The organism is Mesorhizobium sp. M0923 (assembly GCF_040319365.1).
Taxonomy (GTDB): Bacteria; Pseudomonadota; Alphaproteobacteria; order Rhizobiales; family Rhizobiaceae; genus Mesorhizobium.
The window spans coordinates 40,502-61,855 of sequence record NZ_JAMYNW010000031.1 but is presented as its reverse complement, the minus strand read 5'-3'; the positions used below and the strand labels follow the sequence as shown (position 1 = coordinate 61,855).

Here is a 21,354-nt window from a genome sequence, read left to right as displayed (position 1 = left end):
TGCATAGCCGAGCGACCGCTGAGGGCGATCGTGACGAATTGGTGGCGAGGAAAAAGTCCCTGTGGGTAACAGATCGGCGATCTGCAAAATTGGCTGCAAACCCCTCCGAAAGCTCGCCAGAACCCAAGGCAAAACCGCGCGGTAAGTGAATCGGACGCCAGCCACTTTCTTACCGCCGCGTACTTCGTTCGCATGGTTCGATTATATTAGATTTATCTAAAATACTAACCGGCCAGTCGAGCATTCCCGAACGCTCGCTGGTCAGGCCCAGCGGCCCCCCTAACCCAAGCTGCTGGGCCGCCACTCAGAGCAAAGCGCGATGTATGAGCATACCTAGCATAACGGTGATCGTCTCCACCTTGCCGGCCTTGCTTAGCACCACCTGAAAATCAGCTTCGAATCCCCGAATGTGCGGGGTCCCAGTGGCCATCACTAGACATTTCGAGATTTGCGGTTCAAGCCTCCCTTCATCGGCATGAGCGGTGACGGAGTACATCATCTTGCCAAATCAACACAGCCGACATCCTCGTCCCCTCGTTCGGTCGAAAGCCAGGTGGAACAATCAGGGCGCGCAACTTGTCATGACTGATATTGCCGCTTCACCCCAGCTTTGAGCGTGCGCCCTTCCGCCTGTGCGTGGTTCACCGTTTTTTACATTATTAGCGCACGTTTATAAACGGACATGTTGGTGTAGCTTGTACGTGCCCAAAGCCTCGGCGCAACGACCCAGCGCCGAGGCTTTTTTGCGGTATCCTTGCTCAGCATGTGCCAGATGATCATTGCAAGCTTGCGCGCAGTGGCGACGGCCGCGATGTGCTTCCCGCGGCGCGAGGCGATCCGCTTGTGGGAGGCGCGAAGAGGTCCTGGCGATCGCACAGCCGCCCATGCCGCCTCGACCAGCATCCCCCGCGCATGGCCGCGGCCCTGCTTCGTGATGCGCCCGTCATAGGCTGGCCCCTCACCGGACTGCCGCACGCTCGGATTGAGGCCAAGATAGTCAACGAGCTTCTGTGGATCGCTGAAGCGCCGTATGTCGCCGATTGCCGCGGCAACGCTCGCAGCCACGGTGACGTCGAGGCCGGGCAACGTCATCAGGCGGCGGATTGTCGGATCCTGAAGGGCATGTACGGCTATATCCGCCTCGACCACCGTCAACGTCTCGTTGATCTGGTTAATCAAGCCGAGGTGGCGCTCGATGGCGGCGCGCTCATCCGCAGGCAATATTTGCCTCGTCAGCCATTTGCGCCCGCTGATCCCGACGAGGTTCCCATGCGGACACGGCGGGATCAGGTGGGCGTGGAGGATTGACTGGATCAGGTTCTTCAGCCGCGAACGCTGGCGAACCAGCTGTGTCCGCCTGGTGACCTGTCTTCGGAGGGCAAGGGTCCCCGGATCCGGAACCCAGACCTCCGGCAGAAAGCCCGAGGCGTAGAGCTTCGCAAGGACAGTGCGTCGATCGTGTCAGTCTTCACCTTCGCGTGCGCGATCATGTGCACCTGCTTGGGATTGGCGATCACGATCCGATGGACGTAGGGCGACAGCACTTCAGCGACGGCAGCAGCATTGCCTGTCGCCTCGATCACCACATGATCATCGTGGGTGAGTTCCTTCCTGGCGAACTCCTCGAGCTTATTGCGCAGCATTTGAACGCGGCCGAGCTTGACGATCTCGCCATCAAGCAACGACACGACCTCGGCGGTTACGCGGTGTATGTCCATGCCGATAATACGCACGGTTCCCTCCATCGTTGGTCACGAACAGGGAGCGAGCGGGCAACACGACAAATACGGATCCGCACTCGCAGCGCATCCGGGCGAGTCGTAGGGGCGGCCAGATAATGTGCTCGAACTCGCAGTTCATCTGCATACGCCGGCCTGCCCGCACTTGCGTGCTCCCGGTGCCCCGTGGCCCGGATGCGCCAAGCTTAACGAACCTGACGTACCGAACAAACGATGGCACCAAGAACATCATGCCGGATACGGCTTCATCGAGAGCTTCAACGGCAAGGAAGGCGCGTCAACACTCTACGCTACGATTGCTGGCCGCCCGTCGTCACGGCGCATATGCGACGTTCCGTTAGCCGCCGATCGCGTTCCTATCCACGACAATCGCGTGGTGGTACATTCGGTTGATTTGGCGAATGTTTTTTGTCGTCAACTCACCGGGAAACCGGGAAGGTGGTCATGAGAATTATTACCGCTCTAGGATGCGTCGCCCTCCTTGCAGGTTGCACAACGGCAGGCCCCCCAGGGCCCCAAGGGCCTGTCGGTCCACAAGGTCTTCCCGGCAAGCAGGGACCTAGAGGTGCAATGGGGGCTGAGGGTCCGGCGGGGAAGGACGGCGTCGGCGGTTGGGAAATCACCCAGTATGCAAGCGCGAGTGATACAAGCCCAGACAAATCCGCACAGGCTTGGTGTCCCAAGCCAAAAGTCGTCATAGGTGGCGGTGCCAGCGCGTCAAATTCAAATGCTCTAATTTCTAGGAGCTTGCCGGTTACTTCCCCAGCTCCAGGGTGGGTAGCACAAGCGCATGTAGCCGCTACGTCCCCAACAGCTTGGACGCTGACAGCATACGCCATTTGCGCGCTTGTCAAATAGTCGGCGCTTGGCCGGGCCGGTGAACTTTGCGTTGTCGCGTCTTGGAGACACAAACGGCGTTCTAGTCTTCATCCCAAAAATCCTGCAGCGAGGCGTGCCGAAGGTCTTCCTCGCCCCGGAGGTGCTTCACGCGGACCTTGATGCCCGCTTGCGAAGGCCATAGTTGAGACGGTTGAAAGGCTGAGCCGGTGCCCCCCGCGTTGACCAGTTGCCGACCGGCTAGTGCAGCTTCTGGACTCTCGCCCGGAATGGCGGCATTCTCTCTTCCGGGAGAGCGGGCGTGGGCAAAGGCCACCGTTATCAAGGCGCCAATCAGGCTGACCGCTGGCGAAGGCGCGCCGGCAGAAGAATGCCGTTACGGCGGCTGCCGCGACCCCTCTTGGGGCTGATCTTCCTCGGCGCCGGCACGCTTGCCGCCGCAGTCACCCAATTCGCGATCCAGAGCACCGCCGGCCAACAGAGCACGATAACAAACTGGACAGAACCATTGCCTGGCCACATGGAAGGCCGCGCCTCGGTGATCGATGGCGACACAGTAGAGATTGCAGGCCAAAGGATTCGTTTCAATGGCATCGACGCGCCCGAGAGCCGTCAGCACTGCGACGACGCCAAGGGCTTTGACTACCCATGCGGGCGCCGCGCTGCCCAAGCCTTGGACAAGTTCCTGGCAGCTTCGCGACCGCTGCATTGCAGTTTTGTCGATCGTGATCGGTACGGGCGTCTTGTCGGGAACTGCGATCGGGCGGGCGGTCGTAGCGTTCAGCGCTGGCTTGTCGAGCAGGGCTTGGCACTGGACTGGCCCCTCTACAGCCACGGCGCCTATGCGGGGCAGCAGGCGAAGGCAGAGGCGGCAAAGCTCGGTCTGTGGGCCGGAACTTTTCAGGCGCCTTGGGTGTGGCGTCTAGCGCATGCCGACAACCGGCCGCTTTCTAACCAGCCGCTTGGCTTAATCAACCGCCATCAGGTCGCACAAAGCGGCTATTCATGCGAGCCGCGGCGCACCTGTTCCCAAATCAGCTCGTGCGATGAAGCAAGTTGGTACCCAGCCAACTGCTCTTGGGGCCGCAAGCTAGACCGCGACAAAGACGGCATCGCCTGCGAAAGCCAGTGTTGAACCTGCAGGTGCTGCCGCTTCACGGTCGCACGCACGTCGGTGTTGGCGCCGCGGCGCGTTGGGGTGGGTTTGGTCATGTGGAGGGGTTCCTAATGAAAGGGCCGCCTCGACGGGTGGCTTTTGAACGGTGACGGACTGCCGTTCCAAGCGGACCAGCTATTGTCGACTAAATGAAAGCGGGAAGATCCAACGATGCCTCCAAAATACGTGCAGCCCTCCGTTCATGAGACAGCTTTCAGCGGCATTCCAAATCGGCAGGGAGTTCGGCAGAGCCGAGGCCGAAGTTATGTTGCCCCGCCCATCGATTATGATCGCCACCCATCGACAACGAGCGATGCAGAACACGGCGAGCCGACCTGACGTTATCATTCGCTGGCATCAAGTCCGGCCTGATTTTCCAGAACTCGTTGCAACTGATGCGGCGAACTTTGACGCTGCCGTCTCAACAATGACCGTGCGAGATGTGGTCATATGGCGTCTTCGGGAAGGGCGCTCGCTGCGCGGTTCCGGCAAGGCCGGTCTTCATCATCGCCAACGCGGCGAAGGTCTTCTATCACGCTATATAGGAACGGAGTGCGTCAAAATTGACACGGGCTCGGCACGAGCTGCTCAAGTGCGGACGATGATGGGAGCCACGGCCGGCTGGCTGCTTTTTGCCGCGCGCGAGATGGGAGGAGGCGGCTGGAGTGATGTTTGGGCTCCGGCGACCTGATTCCGTTCTTTCGGATACGGAACGGAAACTTTGCCACATTTTTGGTTTCGACGCACGCTACGTCAGGAAGCAGCTAGGGCAATGAAGAGCGATTGTCCTTGCCTGTTTATGCGCAACAGAATGGGCTTGTGCTGCTGCCGGGATCTTGCCCACTCCTCCTGGATATCTGACGGCTGTGCCACATCCCGGTTGTTGGCCGAGACAATCACGTCGCCAGGTCGAAGGCCGTTCTCGGCGGCGGGGCTATTCGGCGCCACTTCCTGGATAAACACGCCGGTGGTACCCGGCTGCAGACCGAGTTGCTGGCGCGCTTCGTCCGGAATGGTGCTGAGCGACAGCCCGAGGCGTTGGTCCGCCGCTTCCGGACTCGGAACGGCACCGGTCTGCACCTCCTCGTCCTTGCGTTGGCCGACGGTCAGCTCCACCTCCTGCTGGGAGCCGCCGCGGTTCCTTGTCAGCGTCGCTTTCGACCCTGGCTTTTCGTTCGCTGCCGCCAGTGTCAAGTCATGGACGCCCTGGATGTCCTTGCCGCTGAACCGGGTGATTACATCGCCCGATTGTAGGCCGGCCTTCTCCGCCGGACTGCCGGGCTCGACCGAGGCGACCAGCGCTCCCTTGGTGCTCGATATCCCAAGCGCTTGGGCAAGCGACGGCGTCACCTCCTGGAGACGCACTCCGATGAAGCCGCGGTCAATCCGGCCGGTACGGATCAGCTGATCGGCGACGCTTCGTGCAGTTCGGGACGGCACGGCGAAACCGATGCCGATGCTGCCGCCCGATGGCGAGACGATGGCCGTGTTGACGCCGATCACTTCGCCGCGCGCGTTAAACAGCGGGCCGCCGGAATTGCCTCTGTTGATCGAGGCGTCTGTCTGGAGGAAATCGTCGTAAGGGCCGGCCTGGATGTCGCGCGAGCGGGCGGAAAGAACGCCGACGGTCACGGTTCCCCCGAGCCCGAAGGGACTGCCAATCGCGATCGTCCAGGCACCCGGCTGCATTGCGTCAGAGTCACCCCAGGCGGTGGTCGTCATGTTGGGGCGTGGATCGACCTTCAGCACCGCGATGTCGGTTGCTGGATCGCGGCCCACAAGTCGCGCGCGCGAAGTCTCCTTATCGGAGAATACGACGTGGATTTCGGTGGAGTCGGCCACGACATGATTGTTGGTGACGATGTAGCCCTCCGGACTGACCACGAAGCCGGAGCCGAGAGCTTCTCGCACCTGCGGCTGGGCAGGCCCGCGGCTGTCGAAGGGGTTGAGAAAATCGTCGAGCATCGTTTGGTCCTGGATGATCTGCCTCGTCGTGATCGCGACCACGGCCGGCAGCTTCTGACGCAGGATTGCGCTGAAGTCGTTCGGGATTTCCTGTGCTGAAACCGGAGCAAAGCCGCCAGCCGAGAGCATCAAGATTCCTGCGACGAGGCCCATGCTCAGTCGCTTCCTGGCAATGTAAGACATGATTGATTCTCCTGCCCGACCGCCCTGGCGCTGCCGCGCGACTTTTCCCAGACGCAACAACTGACATTCACGCCGATTGTTTCACCGGTTCGAAAAAATGTTGATCGTGGGCTGAACTGCGAGGATTTGGCCTTGTCGGGCCATTGAAATTTGCTCGAAACTCTCCAAAATTTCGGCTGGTGAAAATCGCGAGAGCCACCAAAGATGACATCAACAAAGGAGACTATTCAAAGCGGAGGACCATCGATGGAAGGAGCCATTTCGACGAGTTTTCCCCCAATCGGGCCCGAGGGTCCTGATGTTTTTCTTGACCGGTTGCTCCATCCAGCACGGCATTTCGAGCGACCTCAGGACGTGCTGACTGACGCGACGCTGGACGTCCAGGAGAAGCGTGCAATCCTTTCGTCCTGGGCATCGGATGCCTGTGCGGTGGAATCGGTGCCGGCGCTACGCATGCCGCCGGGAGCAACCGAACCGGTCAGCTCCATGTTGGGGACAAGACGATGCCTCCGTCCACTTGCTATGCATCGGAATGTGCATATATTGTGCATATGAGAGGTCGGAGATTTGTCATGGCCCACGCACAGCTCGCACATTCCACGGTGATTTCCGGCTTTGTCGATAGCCTGCAGGAGCCGCGCACGCCTTATATCTCGCCGAAGCGCCTGTCGCAGGCGCTGGGCGTGAAGGTGGCCAACTTGGCCCAGCTGACCGGTGTCCACCGCAACACGCTCCGCAATCCCTCATCGGAGCGCCTGCAGGGCCGGATGCGCGAGATGGTGAAAGTGATCTCGGCGGCGACGGAACTCACCGGCGACGTCAACAAGGCGATCTTTTGGTACCGCAATGAACCGATCGCCGACTATGGCCATCGTACCGCAGCCGAGCTCGTCGCGGGCGGCCAGGTCGAGGCGGTTCTGGCCTTTATCCGGGATCTCGAGAATGGTGCGCGCGGGTGAGGATCACCCGCATCGGTCCAGACGAAATCTTCCATCGCTATCTGACTCCCAAATGGGCTTTCCTGCCCACCAGCGGTGCAGGCGCAGCGATGGACGGCGGTCGTTTCAACCGGCCAGGCATCGAAGCACTTTATCTGTCGCGTGCGACCCAGACGGCGCTTGATGAATACAAGCAGGGAGCCAGCATCACCCCGCCCGCCACCCTTGCCGCTTACAAGATCACGCTCGCCGAGGTAGCCGACCTTTCGCAGGGTTTCGACCCGGACATCTGGGACGGCCCGTGGAAGGAGTGGGATTGTGCCTGGCGCCAGGTCGCTCGCATCGACAAGAAGATCCCGCCATCGTGGAAGCTCGCGGATCTGGTCATCACCGCCGGACTTCGCGGCATCCTGTTCCGTCGCTGCGTCACGCCGGCGGCACCAATCTGGTGATCTTTCCGGCCAATCTTGTCGACAGCGACCATGTCGCGGTTCACGATCCCGATCAACGGTTGCCGCACGACCAGTCGTCCTGGTGCTGAGTTATCGACCGTCTCTGGGATCGCAACGCGACGACGTCCCCCGTCACGGCGCTTGGTCCCCAACGACATCGTCCTCGCCGTCGCCCTCCCCGCTCGCCAGCCCGGCTGGAATATCGCCGGCCAGCAGCTTCTCCTTCGACAGCAGCCCTGCGTCCTCAAGCGCCTCGAAATCCGGTAGCTGGCGCAGCGTGTCGAGCCCGAACTGCGAGAGAAAAGTTTTCGTCGTCACATAAGTATAGGGCGCGCCAGGTTGCGGCGAGCGCGGACCCGAAGCGATAAAATCCTGCGATCGCAGCACGCCGATCAGGTCGCGCGAGATCTCCTTGCCGAAGAAGCTCGACAGCTCGGCCCGGGTGATCGGCTGGAAATACGCAATGCACATCAAGATCAGCGCCTCGGACTGCGACAGGGGTTTTGACCCCGGCCCGCCATCCGTACCCTGCCCCGTGGCAGCTCGAATTGCATCGGAGTAGACCCTCCTGGTCCGGTGCTGCCAACCGCCGGCGACCGACACCAGTTCATAGGGCCGGCCGCGCAATTCTTCGCGAATGTCGTCGATAACCAGGTCGATGTTGCAGCTTCTTCCGACGACCCGCGCCAGCGTCTCGCGCATCACCGGCGTGTTGGCCGCAAAAATCACCGCTTCGACGCGACCCATCCATTCGCGCCAGCGCAACTCCGCCGGCAGGTGTTCCAACTCAGTGTCGAGCAGCGATGGCTGGGCATTTTCTTTTCTCTGGGCCGTTTGGTCGGCCATCGCTAGAGCCCATACAGCCGGAAGGTCGGCCGTCCCGACAATTCACGCACTGCCTCGAATTCTATCAACCGGTCGAACAGCCGCCGTGACCCGAACCGCGACAGGTTTTTGGTCACGAGCGAGCCGGAGACGGCATCATTGTCGAGCAGTTTTGCGATCGCCTCACCTGCGCCTTTGGCGCGGAGCTTAGGCGCCACCGCCATAAGCCGCTCAGCCCGCCGAGAAATTTCGCCGGCGACCCGGCAGGCATCCGCCGCGCCCTGCGCCAGCGCCACGCATACTGCCCGCTCAAACCCTTCCCCTCCAGGCCGGATCCGTTTGCCGCGTCCGCCTTCAGCATGGAAGGCCGGAGCAAACGCCTGCGCCACCAACATTGGCACGGGCCGCGACCAGCGCAGCTTTTGCGCCAAGACCAGATCGGCACACCACCAGGCCAGCGTTTCGGCCTCCGACCGCATTGCGACCACGTAGCCGGCGATTGCCCCGGCAGCGAACGGCGCCGGTCGCCCGGAACGGGCAAGATTGTCGATCACCTCGGGAAGATCGGCAAAGGCATCGTCCCAGCGCAAGCCGAGCAGCGCGACCACTTCGGCCAGTCTCGCGGCATTGACCACCGGCGGCCGCAACGCCAGTTGTCGCCAGGCGCCCAAAACAGCGCCGGCAGGTCCAGGATCGGTGTCGGGGGGACGCATATACCAGGCATCGCGCAGGGCGGCCTCGTCCTCGCTGCGGCCGGCCAGCCGAACGGCGGCGGCGCATTTCAAGGCCCGCCCCTGCCGCCAGGCACCGGCCCAGGGCGGCTCCGAACGCACCAGATTATCGAGCGAAGTCAAGGCTGCCCCAGCCCAAAACGCGGCATCGGCATCGCTCGAAACTGGCCCGTCTGGCAGCGCCCAGCCCGGCACACGCGGCGGCAGAGGAGCGCTAACAGGTGAGGGGTCGGCTCGAATCATGTCTGACATGGTAAACTGGGCGTGCGCTTTACGCCATCATTCGAGGGCTCAAACGCACAGCCTGTCGTTGCACAATGACGAACGATAATGCCTTATCGTTCGTGTCTGTCATTACGTTAGAAATGGCCGCTGTCGCCCGCGGTTCAACGGTCGCAGGAGAGTGTCAGCGACCTTTTTGAAGACTGGTGGTCATTAAAGGAGGTTGGACGATCACGGTGCACGGGCATCTGCCACAGACGCTTTCAACCCTGCGGGCGCAAGTCTGTCACCGGCCGGTAGAAGATCACACGCACCGACGGAACAAGCTGGTTGAGGTAATCGAAATCCCCAACATTGCCGGTCAGGACCGTCGCGCCCAGCAGACCGGCCTGGTGAAAGATCAGCGCATCGTTGAGGAAGCGGCGTTCATGGCCCTCCCCTTTCGGCAGACGGCTCAGCCGGAACAGCAGGCCGGCAAGCATGCCGGCGCGTCCCCAGGCGGTGGCGTCGGGTGCATGCAGCCGGTGCACTGGAATGTCTTCAATCGTGCCTGCAACCACTTTCAGGACCGACTTCGTCGTGGGGTGCGCTGGGTCGAGCCGGCCGAACAGGTGGCTGAGCTCGGCAAGGCAGACGGCCGAGTGCTGACAGAGCCTATAGATCAGAAGGTCATCGACCACTTTGGGCGTGCGCCCCTGAAGGACATCCAGATAGACGCTCGTGTCGAGAAGCAATGCACCGCCGACAGGCGGCTGGTCCCCTGCCCAGGACAGAGCGGAATCCGGCCGCCGTTCCAGCCCGCCGGCACGCCGCTGTGGTTTGAGGGAACGCAGTGCGCTCCCGAGATCAAACGCCAAGATCAATGTCTGCGGAGATGCTGCCCTTGCGGCGGACGAGCTGGGCGCCAAAATCGTCCTCGAGGGCCAGCCGCGACAAGGCGAGCTCCAGCAGTTCAGTGTCGGAGGTCACATGAGCGCGCTTTTTTGCCGCCTCGATCAATTCCGACGGCACCCTCCCGGAAAGGCGTGTGTTCTTGGCCGCGCCGAGAAGGCCGACCGCCCTCGCCTGCTCAAGCACCAGACGGTTCCGGGTGTGGGCGATCCGCTCCTCGCTTTCGGCTGCCGTTGCGCCACGTACGCTCATCCTGGATTCTCCTGTTGAACGAAACATAAGGGATGTTGAACATGAAGGCAAGGATCGGCACTGAGAAAGAGGGCCCTAGGAGGGTCAACACTGGATCGGACATGGTCCGTCGCCCGGTCATGCTAAAGCACGACCCAGCGTGTGGTCGTACGCGACCGGCGCAAATCTCGGGAGCTACTGGTCAAGCACCTCGCGGTGGACAATTGGGCGCTTTGGTCGCACGTTGGGGCTCTCAGAATCGCACCACTGTGACATTCAAATGATCGAGAGTTTCGATGGGCAGTCCCCGTAATTTCATGACGCCCATCGACGCGGTCGACACCAGCGACCTGCCTGACATTGTCGACGTCGTCATGGAAATGGGGCATCCGGATGAGGCTCCCGCTCCTCCCACGCAGGTCCTCGACTCGCGACGAGCATCACTGCCTGCCCATCTCGAAAAGCTGGCCGACCGCGCGCGCGATTACGTCGAGGCGGCGAGTTCGGCAAACACCCGTCGCGCCTATGCCGCCGACTGGAAGCATTTTTGCGCCTGGTGCCGGCGCCAGGCGTTTGATCCGCTGCCGCCAGATCCACAAGTCGTCGGCCTCTACATCACGGCCCAGGCCTCAGGATCGGAACGGGACAAAAAGTCTGTGTCGACCATTGAGCGCCGCCTGTCGTCGCTGACCTGGAACTATACGCAACGCGGTCAACCGCTCGACCGGAAGGACCGGCATATCGCCACCGTGCTCGCCGGCATCCGCAATAAACACGCCTCCCCTCCCCGTCAAAAGGAAGCCATCCTGCGCGACGATCTTGTCGCCATGCTGGAAACGCTCGATCGTGGCACGCTGCGCGGTCTGCGCGGCCGCGCCATGTTGCTTTTGGGCTTCGCCGGCGGCTTGCGCCGCTCCGAAATCGTGGGCCTCGATGTTGCGCGCGATCAAACCGAGGACGGCTGCGGCTGGATTGAATTTTTCCCGGACAAGGGCGTGCTGGTTACGCTGCGAGGCAAGACCGGCTGGCGCGAGGTCGAGATTGGCCGCGGCTCGTCCGATGCCACCTGCCCGGTCGTCGCCCTGCAGACCTGGCTGAAGCTGGCCCGCATCGCGCATGGCCCCCTCTTCCGCCGCGTCACGGGGCAGGGCAAAGCTGTGGGCGCCGAGCGGCTCAACGATCAGGAGGTGGCGCGGCTGGTCAAACGCGCGGCCTTGGCCGCCGGCGTGCGCGGTGATCTTTCCGAGGGCGAGCGCGGCCAAAAGTTTTCCGGCCATTCGCTGCGCGCTGGCCTCGCCTCCTCTGCCGAGGTTGACGAGCGCTACGTGCAGAAGCAGCTTGGTCACGCCTCGGCAGAGATGACACGCAAATACCAGCGCCGGCGCGATCGCTTCCGCGTCAATCTAACTAAGGCGTCAGGATTGTAGAGTGCGGTACGCCCCCCAGCCGCAGGTGCCTCTGGATGCGCCAATCCACCCCGGCGCCACAGATCCAACCATCAAGTTGATGGGTTTCTAAGGTTTATTGGTGCGGGCGCAAGCCTCCAACTTGAAGAGCTGTTCCCAGCTGGGAACTCAAAATACGGGTTGTGCGAGAAGTTGCTTCTCGATGAGTTCTCCAGGATCCTTCGCCGACACTTGGACTAGCCCCCGAGGGAAGTTGCCTGGCGACTGCAGGAGCCTCTTGCTCGACGCTGGAGGAAAGTGCGCGTGGACAGGACGCCCACGTGCCAAACGGTGCTGATTGCTGTCAAATCGCGTGGGACGCCTGGCGATAGATCCTAGCCGCTGAGTTGCCATTCGCGAGAGTCGCTCGGCCCGGAAGGAATGCCTCGTTGCAGGGTAGGGGCCGTGGGGCGTCTAACTTGTCTGCCTGGGGGCGTTCACCGAAGTGACATCGGAAGCGGCGCGGCATGGCTGCATTACAAACACAACCCATCGTCCCCGACGCAAAGGATGGTGACTTCCCTAGGACTGCGCGAGCTCAGTGCCTCCGTCACAACGGGAATTTCGCCGCCGCGCCAAAGTGGGGGGAGGGGGTATCTCTCCATGCGCCGAAACCTACCTGCGCTTTTGTAGGTCGCTCGCGGCCGTACGCGGAAGCCAGAGGCCAACCGGTACACCAACGTCGACTATCTACGAGAACAAAACGGGCAACGGGGCCCGCCCGTGCCCCCATGCTGCGTAACCAACTTCATAGCTGTCTTTTTCAATGCCTGATGCGCAACTTTGACGGCACAGGGAAGCCAGCGATAGCGAAAAGTTCCCAGCTGGGAACTGCCCTGTGTCCATTTGCTCGAATTCTCCGAATCGGGCATACCTCCAGTAACGGAAAAACCGCGTAATTCGAAAAGTTGGCGTAGTTGGCGTGGCGTTAACAGCTTGTTAACCACAGTCGCTATCAATAGGCGCTGGGTGCAAGAGGAGAATCTGGGTGACGCGGCATCTAAGTAGCCTTCAGTTCATGAATACCTTTTCGACGAAACTCGAGAAGGCACTCAACAATCTTTCGCTGGCTCAGTATCCTCCAGATGCGATTCGTACGATGCGCAAATTCACTTCGACGGAAGTGGCAGCATTGCTAGGAGTGACTGAAGCTTACATACGGCAGGTCTCCTTAAAAGGGCAGGGGCCTGAGCCAGAGACAACGACCACCGGAAAGCGCTTATATTCTGTGGAGCAGGTGCTGGACCTTCGGATGCACCTGGCGGAAAAGGCACGGAAGAAATGGATCAATCCTCGTCGTGTTAAAGGCGAGGATTGCCAGATCATCGCGATCACGAACTTCAAAGGTGGATCGTCCAAGACAGCGACCACTATTCACTTGGGTCATTGGTTGGCACTACGTGGATATCGCGTTCTCGCAGTCGACATGGATCCCCAGGCGTCGTTGACAAGTCTGCAAGGAGCGTTACCCGGATTTGACTACCGAGAAGGTGACACCCTTTACTCAGCGATTCGGTTTGATGATCCGGTGCCAACGGAAAAGATTATTCATCAGACGCATATCATCGGATTCGACGTCATCTGCGCCGGTCTTGAGCTGACAGAATTCGAGACGGCCGTCACCCTTGAGATGCGCAAGAGCGGTGGAACCAGTTTTCTGCTTCGAGTGTCACAGGCGCTCGAACAGATCGTCGATAACTACGACATCGTCCTTCTCGACTGTGCGCCGTCACTCAATTTCCTGACACTTTCGTCGCTCACTGCCGCTACCGGAGTCCTAATCCCAGTTCCAGCGCACATGCTCGATGTCGACTCCACAGGGAAGTTTTTGGAGCTGGCCGCATCTTATATGCAAATCCTGGATGAGGCTGGTGCAGGCGCACGTTGGGATTTCGCCAAATTCCTCATCACAAAGTTTGAGGCCAACGACCACCCGCAAGCCAACATGCAGGCCCTAATGCGCCAAGTGTTTGGCGAGGATTTACTTCTGAATTCAGTCTCCAAATCCACTGCGGTTGCGGACGCTCTCACTTGGAAGCAGAGCCTCTATGAAGTGCAACGATCGAGGTTTTCGGCACCTAAAACTTATGATCGTGCAATCGAATCGATCAATGCCGCGAACGCGGAAATAGAAAGCCTCATCACAATGGCATGGAGGCGTGAACAGTGAGCCGTAAAGATTCTAAGGGCATGTTTGCTGCTGTTTTGGGGCAACTCGGGGAGGACAATTCGGAGGAGGGCGTCAGCCGCCGCACGTCATCGCCGCACCTGATGAAGGTGGCGGCTGGTGTTCGCCAAATGCAAGAGCGTAGCGATATCGCCGACAAGTTACTGAAGTCAGGCGAACAGATCATTGAACTCGATCCCGACAAAATACGGCCGTCGTCTATTACCGATCGATATGATGACGCCTACGAGATTTCCGCCATTGCTGAGATCACTGAATCCATGCGGGAGCGCGGTCAGATTGTGCCTGGACTGGTTCGGCCAGTACAAGGCAAGGATGGCGAGTTTCAAATCGTCTATGGTCGCAGAAGATTAGCGGCAGCTAAGCAGCTTGGGATCGGATTCAAAGCGGCCGTCCGCGAGTTAACTGATGAACAAGCAGTCATTTTCCAAGGCGAAGAAAACACCGCTCGAGAGGATCTTTCATACATTGAGAAGTGCGCTTTTGCGCTTGCGCAGCAGGAAGCGGGATACAAACGGGACACCATCTGCGCTTCGCTGTCGACAGGAAAATCGCATGTCTCCGAGATGATCAAAATCGCCTCATCGGTCGACAAGGAGATACTGCAATCGATTGGTAAAGCTCCCGGGATTGGTCGAGGACGATGGCAGGAATTCTCGAACCGCTATTCCATAGACGGCTCACCCGCAAAAGCTTTCGATCTTATTCGCAAAAACAAATTCCGCGAGGCAACGTCCGACGACAGATTCATTATTCTGCTTGAGACGCTTCCATCGGATCATAATGCGATCAAAGAACCTGCGGGTCCGGCCAAGCCATCAAAGCCCAAGATTGCTATGAAATCCTGGGCTGCTCCAGACAAAACAGTCAGCGTCAGCCTCAAAGACAACGGAAAAACTACCATGATTGCGGTGGGAGAGGCTGAAGGATCGCGTTTCGCAGCGTTTATCGCCGGACAACTGGACGACCTGTTTGAGGCCTTTCGGAAGTCCATCACGAAACAAGGAGTCTGAAAACCGCAAAAGAAAAAGGCCCCCGAACGGCAAGCCGTGGAAGCCTCTCTCTGAACTAAGCACTCTGAGAATCGCATCTCCACGAATCACTGTCAAGAGTCATTGGCGTCGTTTTGGCGAGCAGGTTTCTTTTGCCTAATCGAGGGTGAAAGAAAATGGAGACGAATATTGCGACGACGCCCTTTGGGCGGCGGCCGATGACGCTTGGCATGATTTCAAGCCAAGTCACCGCAAGGGCCGTGCCGAAGGACGCGATCGTCCACAAATGGCATGTCTTCCAAGATATCAAGGATGCCAGGATCGCTCTGGGCGCCACTGATCGCGCTTTGGCTATTCTCGACGCGCTGTTGTCGTTCCATCCGGACACGGCACTTTATGGCGACAGTGAACTGGTTGTATGGCCATCCAACGAGCAGCTGATCCGCCGCGCCAATGGCATGCCCCCAACGACCTTACGGCGACACCTGGCCGTTCTGGTCGAGTGTGGATTGATCATCCGTCGGGACAGCCCAAACGGCAAGCGCTTCGCCCGGAAAGGGCAGGCGGGCGAGATCGAGCAAGCCTATGGCTTTGACATCTCGCCGATCGTGGCGCGCGCTGAGGAGTTCAAGGATCTTGCGGAAGCGGTCAGATCTGAGAAGAAGGCCTTTCGTCTCGTTAAGGAGCGGCTAACCATATGCCGCCGTGACATCGTCAAGATGATCGACGCGGGGATTGAGGAAGGCGTTCCGGCGAACTGGGGCAGGGTCCAGCAGGCCTACCAGGCGATTGTTGGTCAGATACCACGCACTGCACCTAGGCAGACTCTCGAGGTGATTGCCGAAGAACTTGAAGGCCTTTGGGCTGAAGTGCGTGAAGCATTGGAATCATTTGTAAAAACACAGAAAGTGGACGCCAATGAGTCCCAAAATGGGCGCCACATACAGAATTCAAAACCAGACTCTAAATTTGAATCTGAAAGCGGCTCAGGAAATAAAGATGAAGCGGGCGGAAACGTTGCGGACACCGACAACGTACGGAGCCTACCGAAACGCGAACTGCCGCTAGGGATCGTGCTGGATGCCTGCCCGAACATGCTTTGGCTGGTGAAGGGCGGCGGCGGAATCCGCAACTGGCGTGAATTTCTGGCCGCGGCCGAGGTTGCCCGACCGTCCATGGGCGTCAGCCCGAGCGCCTGGGAGGAAGCGCGAACGGCAATGGGTGAGCAGCAGGCGGCAATTTCCATTGCCGCGATCTACCAGCGGCAGGACCAGATCAACAGCGCCGGCGGCTATTTGCGCAGCCTGACAGATCGAGCAAAGGTCGGAAAGTTCTCGGTCTGGCCGATGGTGATGGCCTTGTTGCGGGCCAAGCTTGACGCGTCGAAAATGACCGGAACCGGAGCTGAAGCCGCTGCCGTCGATTTGGAGATGGCGGGCAAGGTCGTGCGCACCGAATCCCGGCTGGAAATCAGCAATGCGTTGCGCCGCAGCCTCGACAAGCCGGGGCGCGGATCATGATGAGGTGGGCGGGTTTCGATCCGCTTTATGAGCTTGGGCGGGTCGCTGCGGCGCTTGTCGGGACGAGCGTCTTATGCGAGCATCGAAGGTATGAGAAAAGAACATGACCCGCAACCGACGCCCGATGAAACCGCCGGGATGGTGTGGTGGAATTCGCTTACCGAATCCGATCGTGCGGCTTGGCTGGCGCGGGCCGGCAGCGCCGTTCCAGCTGATGCCTGGGCCGCGTACAAGCGGCTCGGGAACGTTGAGCGTCAGCCACAGACCGTAAACTGAGGACTGTTCTGCAGCGGGATGGCGGTCAGTTCGCAGGTAGTTCGGCGACGAGTCCAAGCCGTCGGGCTCGATCGAGCAGGTTCTTGACTGAGGAGGCAGACCATTTTGCGCTTCCTCGTGGGGTTCGCTCATGCAGACGCTCGAGCTGGCCAGCGATGTCGCGGAGCGACAGGTTTGGGTTAGACTGCGAAATCCCTGCCACGAGAGTCATCAGGCGATCTTCGGGAGACAGAGGAGACGCCCGCTTTAGCAGTGTGGAGTCGGCCAGGTGCTCTGTGACGAGCCACCTCACTGCCCGCCGCAGTCGTTCAGGCGTCCAGTCGAGGCCGCGCTGCTTCAAGACCCGAACGATGTCGTCCCAGTTGTGGTCGGGTCGCATCCGGCGGACCGTCGGAAGCCACTGGTTCATCGTTGATTGTAGCCGTCGGCCATAGGCTGCCTTTTGTACCGCTGTCATCTTCGCCAGGGCTTCGGGCCTGCGCTCCCGGATACCAGGATTGCCTGGCAGCCGCCCCTTCGATCGTGCAGCGATAATGCCGGCCTTGGTCCGCTCTGAAATCAGCGCACGCTCGAGTTGGGCAACGGCGCCGAGTACCTGTAGCGAAAACATGCCCTGTGGCGTCGACGTGTCGATCGGATCTCGGAGAGATCGGAAATGCGCGCCCTTCTCAGTCAGATCCTCGATCACCTGAAGGAGATGGCTTACCGAGCGCGCGAGGCGATCGAGGCGCACCACGACCAGGACATCGCCGGCGCCGATATCGCTCATCAACCGCAGTAGGGCAGGGCGAGCTCTTGACGCCCCGGATCCATGTTCCTGAACGACCACGTCGCAGCCAGCCGACCGCAGCTCAATTTCCTGCGCTTCCGTCGCTTGTTCGTCCGTCGACACGCGCGCGTACCCGATTTGTCGGCCCTGTGGTCGTCCGGAGCGTCGATCTTGCGCTTCACGGGCCATTTGCGGCGTCTCTCAGCTTAGGAAAGGGCGTTTGTACAAACACCGAAGATATCAACAAACGATCGTTTGTAAACGTCTCTAGTGGCCCTTTGGGTAGCTCCTACGGCTTCGATGAGGCTGAAAATCAACCATTTCTAGCCTCCTGACCGCCCCAGGGCGTGGTGCTGTACAGTCCCGATATGAGGTCATTATCGATAGTGAGCTTTCTTGCCGAAGATATCGCCTGTGACTGTCGCTTTTATTTCCCGATTTCAATTGAAGTCGTAAGCTGAAGTTCAGTACCGCCGTTTACACCTTACGGCTTCAAGCGCGGGGAGGGGACCTTCAGAGCCTTTGGTGAGGTCGACGCGGAACCGATCGCGCCACCGCCGATCTCGCCCTGCGGCTTCGTAAGGGCGAGACGTGCCGGAGTCGTGCTTCCGAAGATCAGTTCGCAGCTGGCCGAATGCCGCTCGATCCCGCGCGCGTCTGTAGCTCGTCCGTTTACGCGCGCATGGCCGCTCAGGCGTCACTGTGGTCGACGGAAGGACGATTGTGAGTCTCGCGAGCCATTTGCAGTGCCCGAGTCTCGCAGCTTGTGCCCCATCCACGAATTGACTATTTTGCATGACTATGAGTGAGCATCTGGCCTTGGTTCTGACGACAGTGAACGCGCCCTACAGCGAACAGCTCGACGGGGTGGCGCTGGCTCATTGTCTTTCGGATCTAGATCTGGCGAAGCAGTATCCTGGGCAGGTCAGTGCCTTCCTTGGAGAAGTACCGGTCGAGCAGCAGATGGAGTTCGCCGCCGCGCACCAGATAGCGGTTGATGATCTGAAGGCTTTCGCGGCCCATTTCTCTGCCTGGTCCGGCGAGAGCTATCAACTCGCTGCCTGATGATCGAGGTCCATAGCCGTCGTCCGTCCGAATGGCGGCGGCTTTTCGCCATTGCTGCCGATCTGATCGACCAGCTCCGGGAGAAGGCCGGAGGTTTTGAATTCGAATGGTCGTTTGGCGGCGGCACGGCGATGATGATCCACATCAACCATCGCGAAAGCCACGACGTCGATATCTTCCTCGACGACCCTCAGCTACTCGGCTTCATTGACCCATCCAAGAGCCAACTGAGCTTCAGCACGGGTCCTGCCGCATATGACGGCGACGGGACGAGGTTTCAGAAATTCGCGTTCGAGGGCTTGGGCGAGATTGACTTCATCGTGGCCGGGGCCTTGACCGGGACACCTTTCGAAAAGCGAGAGGTAGAAGGTCGTTCGGTATGGCTTGAGACCATTCCCGAGATCATTGCCAAGAAGGTTTATTACCGAGGCGCGGAGCCCAGACCGCGGGACATCTTCGATATCGCAGCCGCCGCGCGATCGCATCGAGCCGGCGTTGTCGGAGCCCTCCGGGCATTTCCGGATCGTGTCGCTCGAACAAGGGAGCGGCTTGCAGAGCTGAATCCGGAGTTCGTCAGACGGACGATTGCACAGCTCATGATCATGCCAGACTACGAGGAGATGGCTGCTGATAGCCTTGCCACTGCAACAGCCCTGCTCGAAGAGGTGCTGTCGCCAGCGACATCATCCTGACCAACGCCGGCAGCCGGCTTCAAGCGGGGGAGGGGCTTTCAGAGCCCAGACGCCTTGGTGAGATTGACGCGGAACCGATCCCGCCGCCGCTGATATTTGCGCGTCATCTCGGCCGAGGCGTGGCCAAGCTGCTTCTGGACGTAACGCTCCTCGATGTCGGCCGAGGAGGCAAGGCCGGCGCGCAGCGAATGTCCTGAGAACAGCAGTTTCCGTTCCCCTTCCGGAAGATCCGAGCGGACGCCGGCGGCGAGTGCGGTCTGCTTGACCAGGCGCGCGACATGCTTGTCGGAGAGCCGCTCGACGTCGACGGTCTTGTTGTCCTTGAAGATGCGCCGGAAGAGCGGGCCTCTCGCGATGCGGCCGAAGCGGATCCAGCTCTCGAGGGCAGCGACGGGGCAGGTCTGGTCGGAGGCGCCGCGGCCGACCTCGACCTCGCGCCAGCCGGTCTTGCCGCGCAGCGTCACCAGGACGCCCTGGTCAGGAAAAATCTCGATCCAGCCGGCGCCGTCGCTGTGGTTGCCATCGAGATGGTCGTCGCGCGCGACGTCGAGGCCGACGATTTCCGAGCGCCGCAGCCCGCCGGCGAAGCCAAGCAGCAAAATAGCGCGGTCGCGCAGGCCGCGCAGATCATGGCCGAGCGTCGCGATCATGGCGATGAGATCGTCGCCGAGCACGGCCTCTTTTTGCCGCGGTGGCTTTGCGTGCTTGCGGCGAATGCCGGCGAGCACGGTGGCAATATGCCGATCGGCGCGATCCATTGGCACGCCGCGCTGGGTAAAGTTCCAGGCAAGACCGGAGAGGCGCCGCTCGATCGTCGCGACAGAAAGTGGGGGGAGGCCGCGTCTCGGATCCCCGGCGGCGCAGGCGCCAATATAGAGGCCGATGACCTGGCTCGACGGCGGCATCGGATCGAATCCCTCCCGGCGGCACCAGCTGGTGAAATGCCGCCAATCCTTGGCGTAAGCGTCTCTCGTGTTGTCGGAGCTGGCCGCCTTGGCGTAGGCCGTCGCGGTCTCGACGAGGGCTTCCAGACGCGCCGGCGCCCGCGAGGCGGGGGGTGAGGAGCCCATTTCCAGCACAAGGTCGACGATGTCGGGCAAATCGTCGTGGGTCGGTTCGTCGGTTATGGCCCTGTTTTCCGGGGGATTTTGCATGATTTGGGAGGCTATCAGAATACGTCCGATAAGGCAAGCTTATCGGACATAAAAGCGTTGCGACAGGCTGTGCGCTTTGCACCGGATCGCTAGCGAAAAGCGCACGATGGCGTTATCGTCCACGCCATGATTCGTCCCGCCATGTCGCCGATTGCATCGACCTGCGAGCCGCCCACCGTGCCCGGCTGGGCGACCCAGCGCGGGTCGGTGACAAGCGATGCGGAGGCGGCGTTCATGGCCGGCGCGGCGTTGCATGCGCTCGACACTCTGGTGCGCGCGGCACCGCCCTGGGCCGGCGCCTGGCGCCAGCGCCAGGCGTTGAAATGCGCCGCGGCCGCCGTGCGCCTCGCCGGCCGCGCCGAGGACGAGGCGGCGCTGCGCGACGCCTGGCATCTGCGCAGCCCAGGCGACGATCCCGGCCCCTCCGGCGCCATTTTTGTGGCATGGAAACGACTGGCCTCACGCTCGCCGGCGGTCGACGCCGACGGCCTGCGCGGAATCTGCGACTTGCTCGGGGTCCGCTGGGATGGCGCGCTGGCGACCATCCCCGAACGCATGGACGATCTGCTGCGGTCCGCGCCGCCGGCGCCGTTCATGGCCGCCGCCATCGCCGGGCACGTCCACGCCGCGCGGCCGGAGGCGGCGTTTTTGGGCTGGTGGCTCGCCGACCTGTCGCTGGCGCAAAGATTGCGCTGGCCGCGGCCGGTGCCGCTCCTGATGGCGCAGGTGCATTCGTCAGCCTTTCGCACCGAGGGCGCACGAGGCGCAAAAATACGGCCGGGGGAGCAAAAGTTCGAGCGGGCGGTCTGCCTCGCGGTCGCGCAAGCCTCGGTGGAGGCCTGCCGGCTGGCCGCCGACATCGCCCGGAACGCCGCCCGGCTTGCCGCGGCGGCGCCCAAGCTCAGGGCGAAAGGGGCGGGGGAGGCGATCAGGTTGCTTCTCGACGAGGACGCCGTGCCCGGCTCGCTGCAGACGCCCCATCTGTCGCGATGGGGCGCGCGGCGCCTGTTCGAGCGGCTGACCGGTCTCGGCGCGGTGCGCGAACTGTCCGGCCGCGCCACCTTTCGCATCTACGGGCTGTGA

Annotated in this window: 18 protein-coding genes and 2 pseudogenes; 12 read left to right on the top strand and 8 right to left on the bottom strand. The window is 61.0% G+C overall.

The genetic code is table 11. The features are described 5' to 3' along the window. Positions 1-753: 753 nt before the first annotated feature. Positions 754-1,733: pseudogene (locus NKH89_RS32655) on the bottom strand (IS110 family RNA-guided transposase); the annotation flags it as partial. Between the two features lie 1,243 nt (positions 1,734-2,976). Between NKH89_RS32655 and NKH89_RS32650 the strand changes: the two are divergent. Beyond that, on the top strand, positions 2,977-3,711 hold the full coding sequence (locus NKH89_RS32650; RefSeq protein WP_352496426.1) for a thermonuclease family protein: 735 nt from the start codon (positions 2,977-2,979) through the stop codon (positions 3,709-3,711). Positions 3,712-3,934: 223 nt separating this feature from the next. Continuing rightward, positions 3,935-4,423: a hypothetical protein gene (locus NKH89_RS32645; RefSeq protein ID WP_156937504.1), complete on the top strand. Its 489-nt coding sequence runs from the start codon at positions 3,935-3,937 to the stop codon at positions 4,421-4,423. A gap of 62 nt (positions 4,424-4,485) precedes the next feature. Here the strand turns inward: NKH89_RS32645 and NKH89_RS32640 are convergent, their stop codons facing one another. Continuing rightward, positions 4,486-5,880: a Do family serine endopeptidase gene (locus NKH89_RS32640; protein ID WP_031195538.1), complete on the bottom strand. Its 1,395-nt coding sequence runs from the start codon at positions 5,878-5,880 to the stop codon at positions 4,486-4,488. 246 nt (positions 5,881-6,126) lie between these two features. On the opposite strand from NKH89_RS32640, the pseudogene NKH89_RS32635 reads away from it, so the two are divergent. From NKH89_RS32635 to NKH89_RS32625, 3 genes and pseudogenes are all read left to right on the top strand, one after another. Beyond that, a pseudogene (locus NKH89_RS32635) lies at positions 6,127-6,363 on the top strand (hypothetical protein); the annotation flags it as partial. A gap of 89 nt (positions 6,364-6,452) precedes the next feature. Continuing rightward, on the top strand, positions 6,453-6,839 hold the full coding sequence (locus NKH89_RS32630) for a hypothetical protein (protein ID WP_023680933.1): 387 nt from the start codon (positions 6,453-6,455) through the stop codon (positions 6,837-6,839). Then, entirely contained in the window at positions 6,836-7,270 is a 435-nt protein-coding gene (locus tag NKH89_RS32625) for an RES family NAD+ phosphorylase (protein ID WP_352516346.1), read from the top strand. The genes NKH89_RS32630 and NKH89_RS32625 overlap by 4 nt, the downstream gene beginning before the upstream one ends. Positions 7,271-7,402: 132 nt before the next feature. On the opposite strand, the gene scpB is transcribed toward NKH89_RS32625, so the two are convergent. From scpB to NKH89_RS32605, 4 genes are all read right to left on the bottom strand, one after another. Then, a complete protein-coding gene (scpB, locus tag NKH89_RS32620; protein WP_352468048.1) occupies positions 7,403-8,116 on the bottom strand; it encodes an SMC-Scp complex subunit ScpB in 714 nt (237 codons plus the stop codon). Between the two features lie 2 nt (positions 8,117-8,118). Next, a complete protein-coding gene (locus NKH89_RS32615) occupies positions 8,119-9,069 on the bottom strand; it encodes a DUF1403 family protein (protein WP_352516347.1) in 951 nt (316 codons plus the stop codon). Between the two features lie 242 nt (positions 9,070-9,311). Beyond that, on the bottom strand, positions 9,312-9,905 hold the full coding sequence (locus NKH89_RS32610; protein WP_023723123.1) for a type II toxin-antitoxin system VapC family toxin: 594 nt from the start codon (positions 9,903-9,905) through the stop codon (positions 9,312-9,314). Next, a complete protein-coding gene (locus NKH89_RS32605; protein WP_352468047.1) occupies positions 9,895-10,191 on the bottom strand; it encodes a hypothetical protein in 297 nt (98 codons plus the stop codon). Before NKH89_RS32605 ends, NKH89_RS32610 begins: the two co-directional genes overlap by 11 nt. Before the next feature lie 275 nt (positions 10,192-10,466). On the opposite strand from NKH89_RS32605, the gene NKH89_RS32600 reads away from it, so the two are divergent. From NKH89_RS32600 to repC, 4 genes are all read left to right on the top strand, one after another. Continuing rightward, positions 10,467-11,597 carry a site-specific integrase gene (locus tag NKH89_RS32600; RefSeq protein ID WP_051409794.1) on the top strand — a complete coding sequence of 377 codons (1,131 nt, stop codon included), beginning with the start codon at positions 10,467-10,469 and terminating at the stop codon, positions 11,595-11,597. A 1,006-nt stretch (positions 11,598-12,603) separates the two neighbouring features. Then, positions 12,604-13,785, top strand: a complete 1,182-nt coding sequence (gene repA / locus NKH89_RS32595; RefSeq protein ID WP_023749471.1) for a plasmid partitioning protein RepA — start codon at positions 12,604-12,606, stop codon at positions 13,783-13,785. Then, positions 13,782-14,816 carry a plasmid partitioning protein RepB gene (gene repB / locus NKH89_RS32590; protein ID WP_031195483.1) on the top strand — a complete coding sequence of 345 codons (1,035 nt, stop codon included), beginning with the start codon at positions 13,782-13,784 and terminating at the stop codon, positions 14,814-14,816. The genes repA and repB overlap by 4 nt, the downstream gene beginning before the upstream one ends. A gap of 155 nt (positions 14,817-14,971) precedes the next feature. Next, the gene (gene repC, locus NKH89_RS32585; RefSeq protein ID WP_023723128.1) at positions 14,972-16,315 is read left to right on the top strand and encodes a plasmid replication protein RepC; all 1,344 of its coding nucleotides are present in this window, start codon (positions 14,972-14,974) and stop codon (positions 16,313-16,315) included. Between the two features lie 301 nt (positions 16,316-16,616). On the opposite strand, the gene NKH89_RS32580 is transcribed toward repC, so the two are convergent. Beyond that, positions 16,617-17,549 (bottom strand): recombinase family protein, encoded by a 933-nt coding sequence (locus NKH89_RS32580; protein WP_031195486.1) that lies wholly within the window; start codon positions 17,547-17,549, stop codon positions 16,617-16,619. Between the two features lie 612 nt (positions 17,550-18,161). Here NKH89_RS32580 and NKH89_RS32575 point away from each other — a divergent pair. Beyond that, complete coding sequence (locus NKH89_RS32575) at positions 18,162-18,425, top strand: hypothetical protein (protein WP_084643174.1); 264 nt, start codon at positions 18,162-18,164, stop codon at positions 18,423-18,425. Then, positions 18,425-19,117, top strand: coding sequence for a nucleotidyl transferase AbiEii/AbiGii toxin family protein (locus NKH89_RS32570; protein ID WP_023723131.1), 693 nt, complete (start codon positions 18,425-18,427; stop codon positions 19,115-19,117). Before NKH89_RS32575 ends, NKH89_RS32570 begins: the two co-directional genes overlap by 1 nt. 38 nt (positions 19,118-19,155) lie before the next feature. Here the strand turns inward: NKH89_RS32570 and NKH89_RS32565 are convergent, their stop codons facing one another. After that, on the bottom strand, positions 19,156-20,271 hold the full coding sequence (locus tag NKH89_RS32565) for a tyrosine-type recombinase/integrase (protein ID WP_023723132.1): 1,116 nt from the start codon (positions 20,269-20,271) through the stop codon (positions 19,156-19,158). Positions 20,272-20,397: 126 nt separating this feature from the next. Here NKH89_RS32565 and NKH89_RS32560 point away from each other — a divergent pair, with 126 nt between their 5' ends. Then, entirely contained in the window at positions 20,398-21,354 is a 957-nt protein-coding gene (locus NKH89_RS32560) for a DUF1403 family protein (RefSeq protein WP_352468045.1), read from the top strand.

Bases quoted from the DNA above. Each gene is read 5' to 3' on its own strand.
- repC (WP_023723128.1), top strand. From the start codon at position 14,972: ATGGAGACGAATATTGCGACGACGCCCTTTGGGCGGCGGCCGATGACG.
- NKH89_RS32570 (WP_023723131.1), top strand. From the start codon at position 18,425: ATGATCGAGGTCCATAGCCGTCGTCCGTCCGAATGGCGGCGGCTTTTC.
- NKH89_RS32645 (WP_156937504.1), top strand. From the start codon at position 3,935: ATGAGACAGCTTTCAGCGGCATTCCAAATCGGCAGGGAGTTCGGCAGA.
- NKH89_RS32580 (WP_031195486.1), bottom strand. From the start codon at position 17,549: ATGGCCCGTGAAGCGCAAGATCGACGCTCCGGACGACCACAGGGCCGA.
- NKH89_RS32600 (WP_051409794.1), top strand. From the start codon at position 10,467: ATGGGCAGTCCCCGTAATTTCATGACGCCCATCGACGCGGTCGACACC.
- NKH89_RS32565 (WP_023723132.1), bottom strand. From the start codon at position 20,271: ATGCAAAATCCCCCGGAAAACAGGGCCATAACCGACGAACCGACCCAC.
- scpB (WP_352468048.1), bottom strand. From the start codon at position 8,116: ATGGCCGACCAAACGGCCCAGAGAAAAGAAAATGCCCAGCCATCGCTG.
- NKH89_RS32560 (WP_352468045.1), top strand. From the start codon at position 20,398: ATGATTCGTCCCGCCATGTCGCCGATTGCATCGACCTGCGAGCCGCCC.
- NKH89_RS32640 (WP_031195538.1), bottom strand. From the start codon at position 5,880: ATGTCTTACATTGCCAGGAAGCGACTGAGCATGGGCCTCGTCGCAGGA.
- NKH89_RS32615 (WP_352516347.1), bottom strand. From the start codon at position 9,069: ATGATTCGAGCCGACCCCTCACCTGTTAGCGCTCCTCTGCCGCCGCGT.
- NKH89_RS32575 (WP_084643174.1), top strand. From the start codon at position 18,162: ATGAGTGAGCATCTGGCCTTGGTTCTGACGACAGTGAACGCGCCCTAC.
- NKH89_RS32630 (WP_023680933.1), top strand. From the start codon at position 6,453: ATGGCCCACGCACAGCTCGCACATTCCACGGTGATTTCCGGCTTTGTC.
- NKH89_RS32605 (WP_352468047.1), bottom strand. From the start codon at position 10,191: ATGAGCGTACGTGGCGCAACGGCAGCCGAAAGCGAGGAGCGGATCGCC.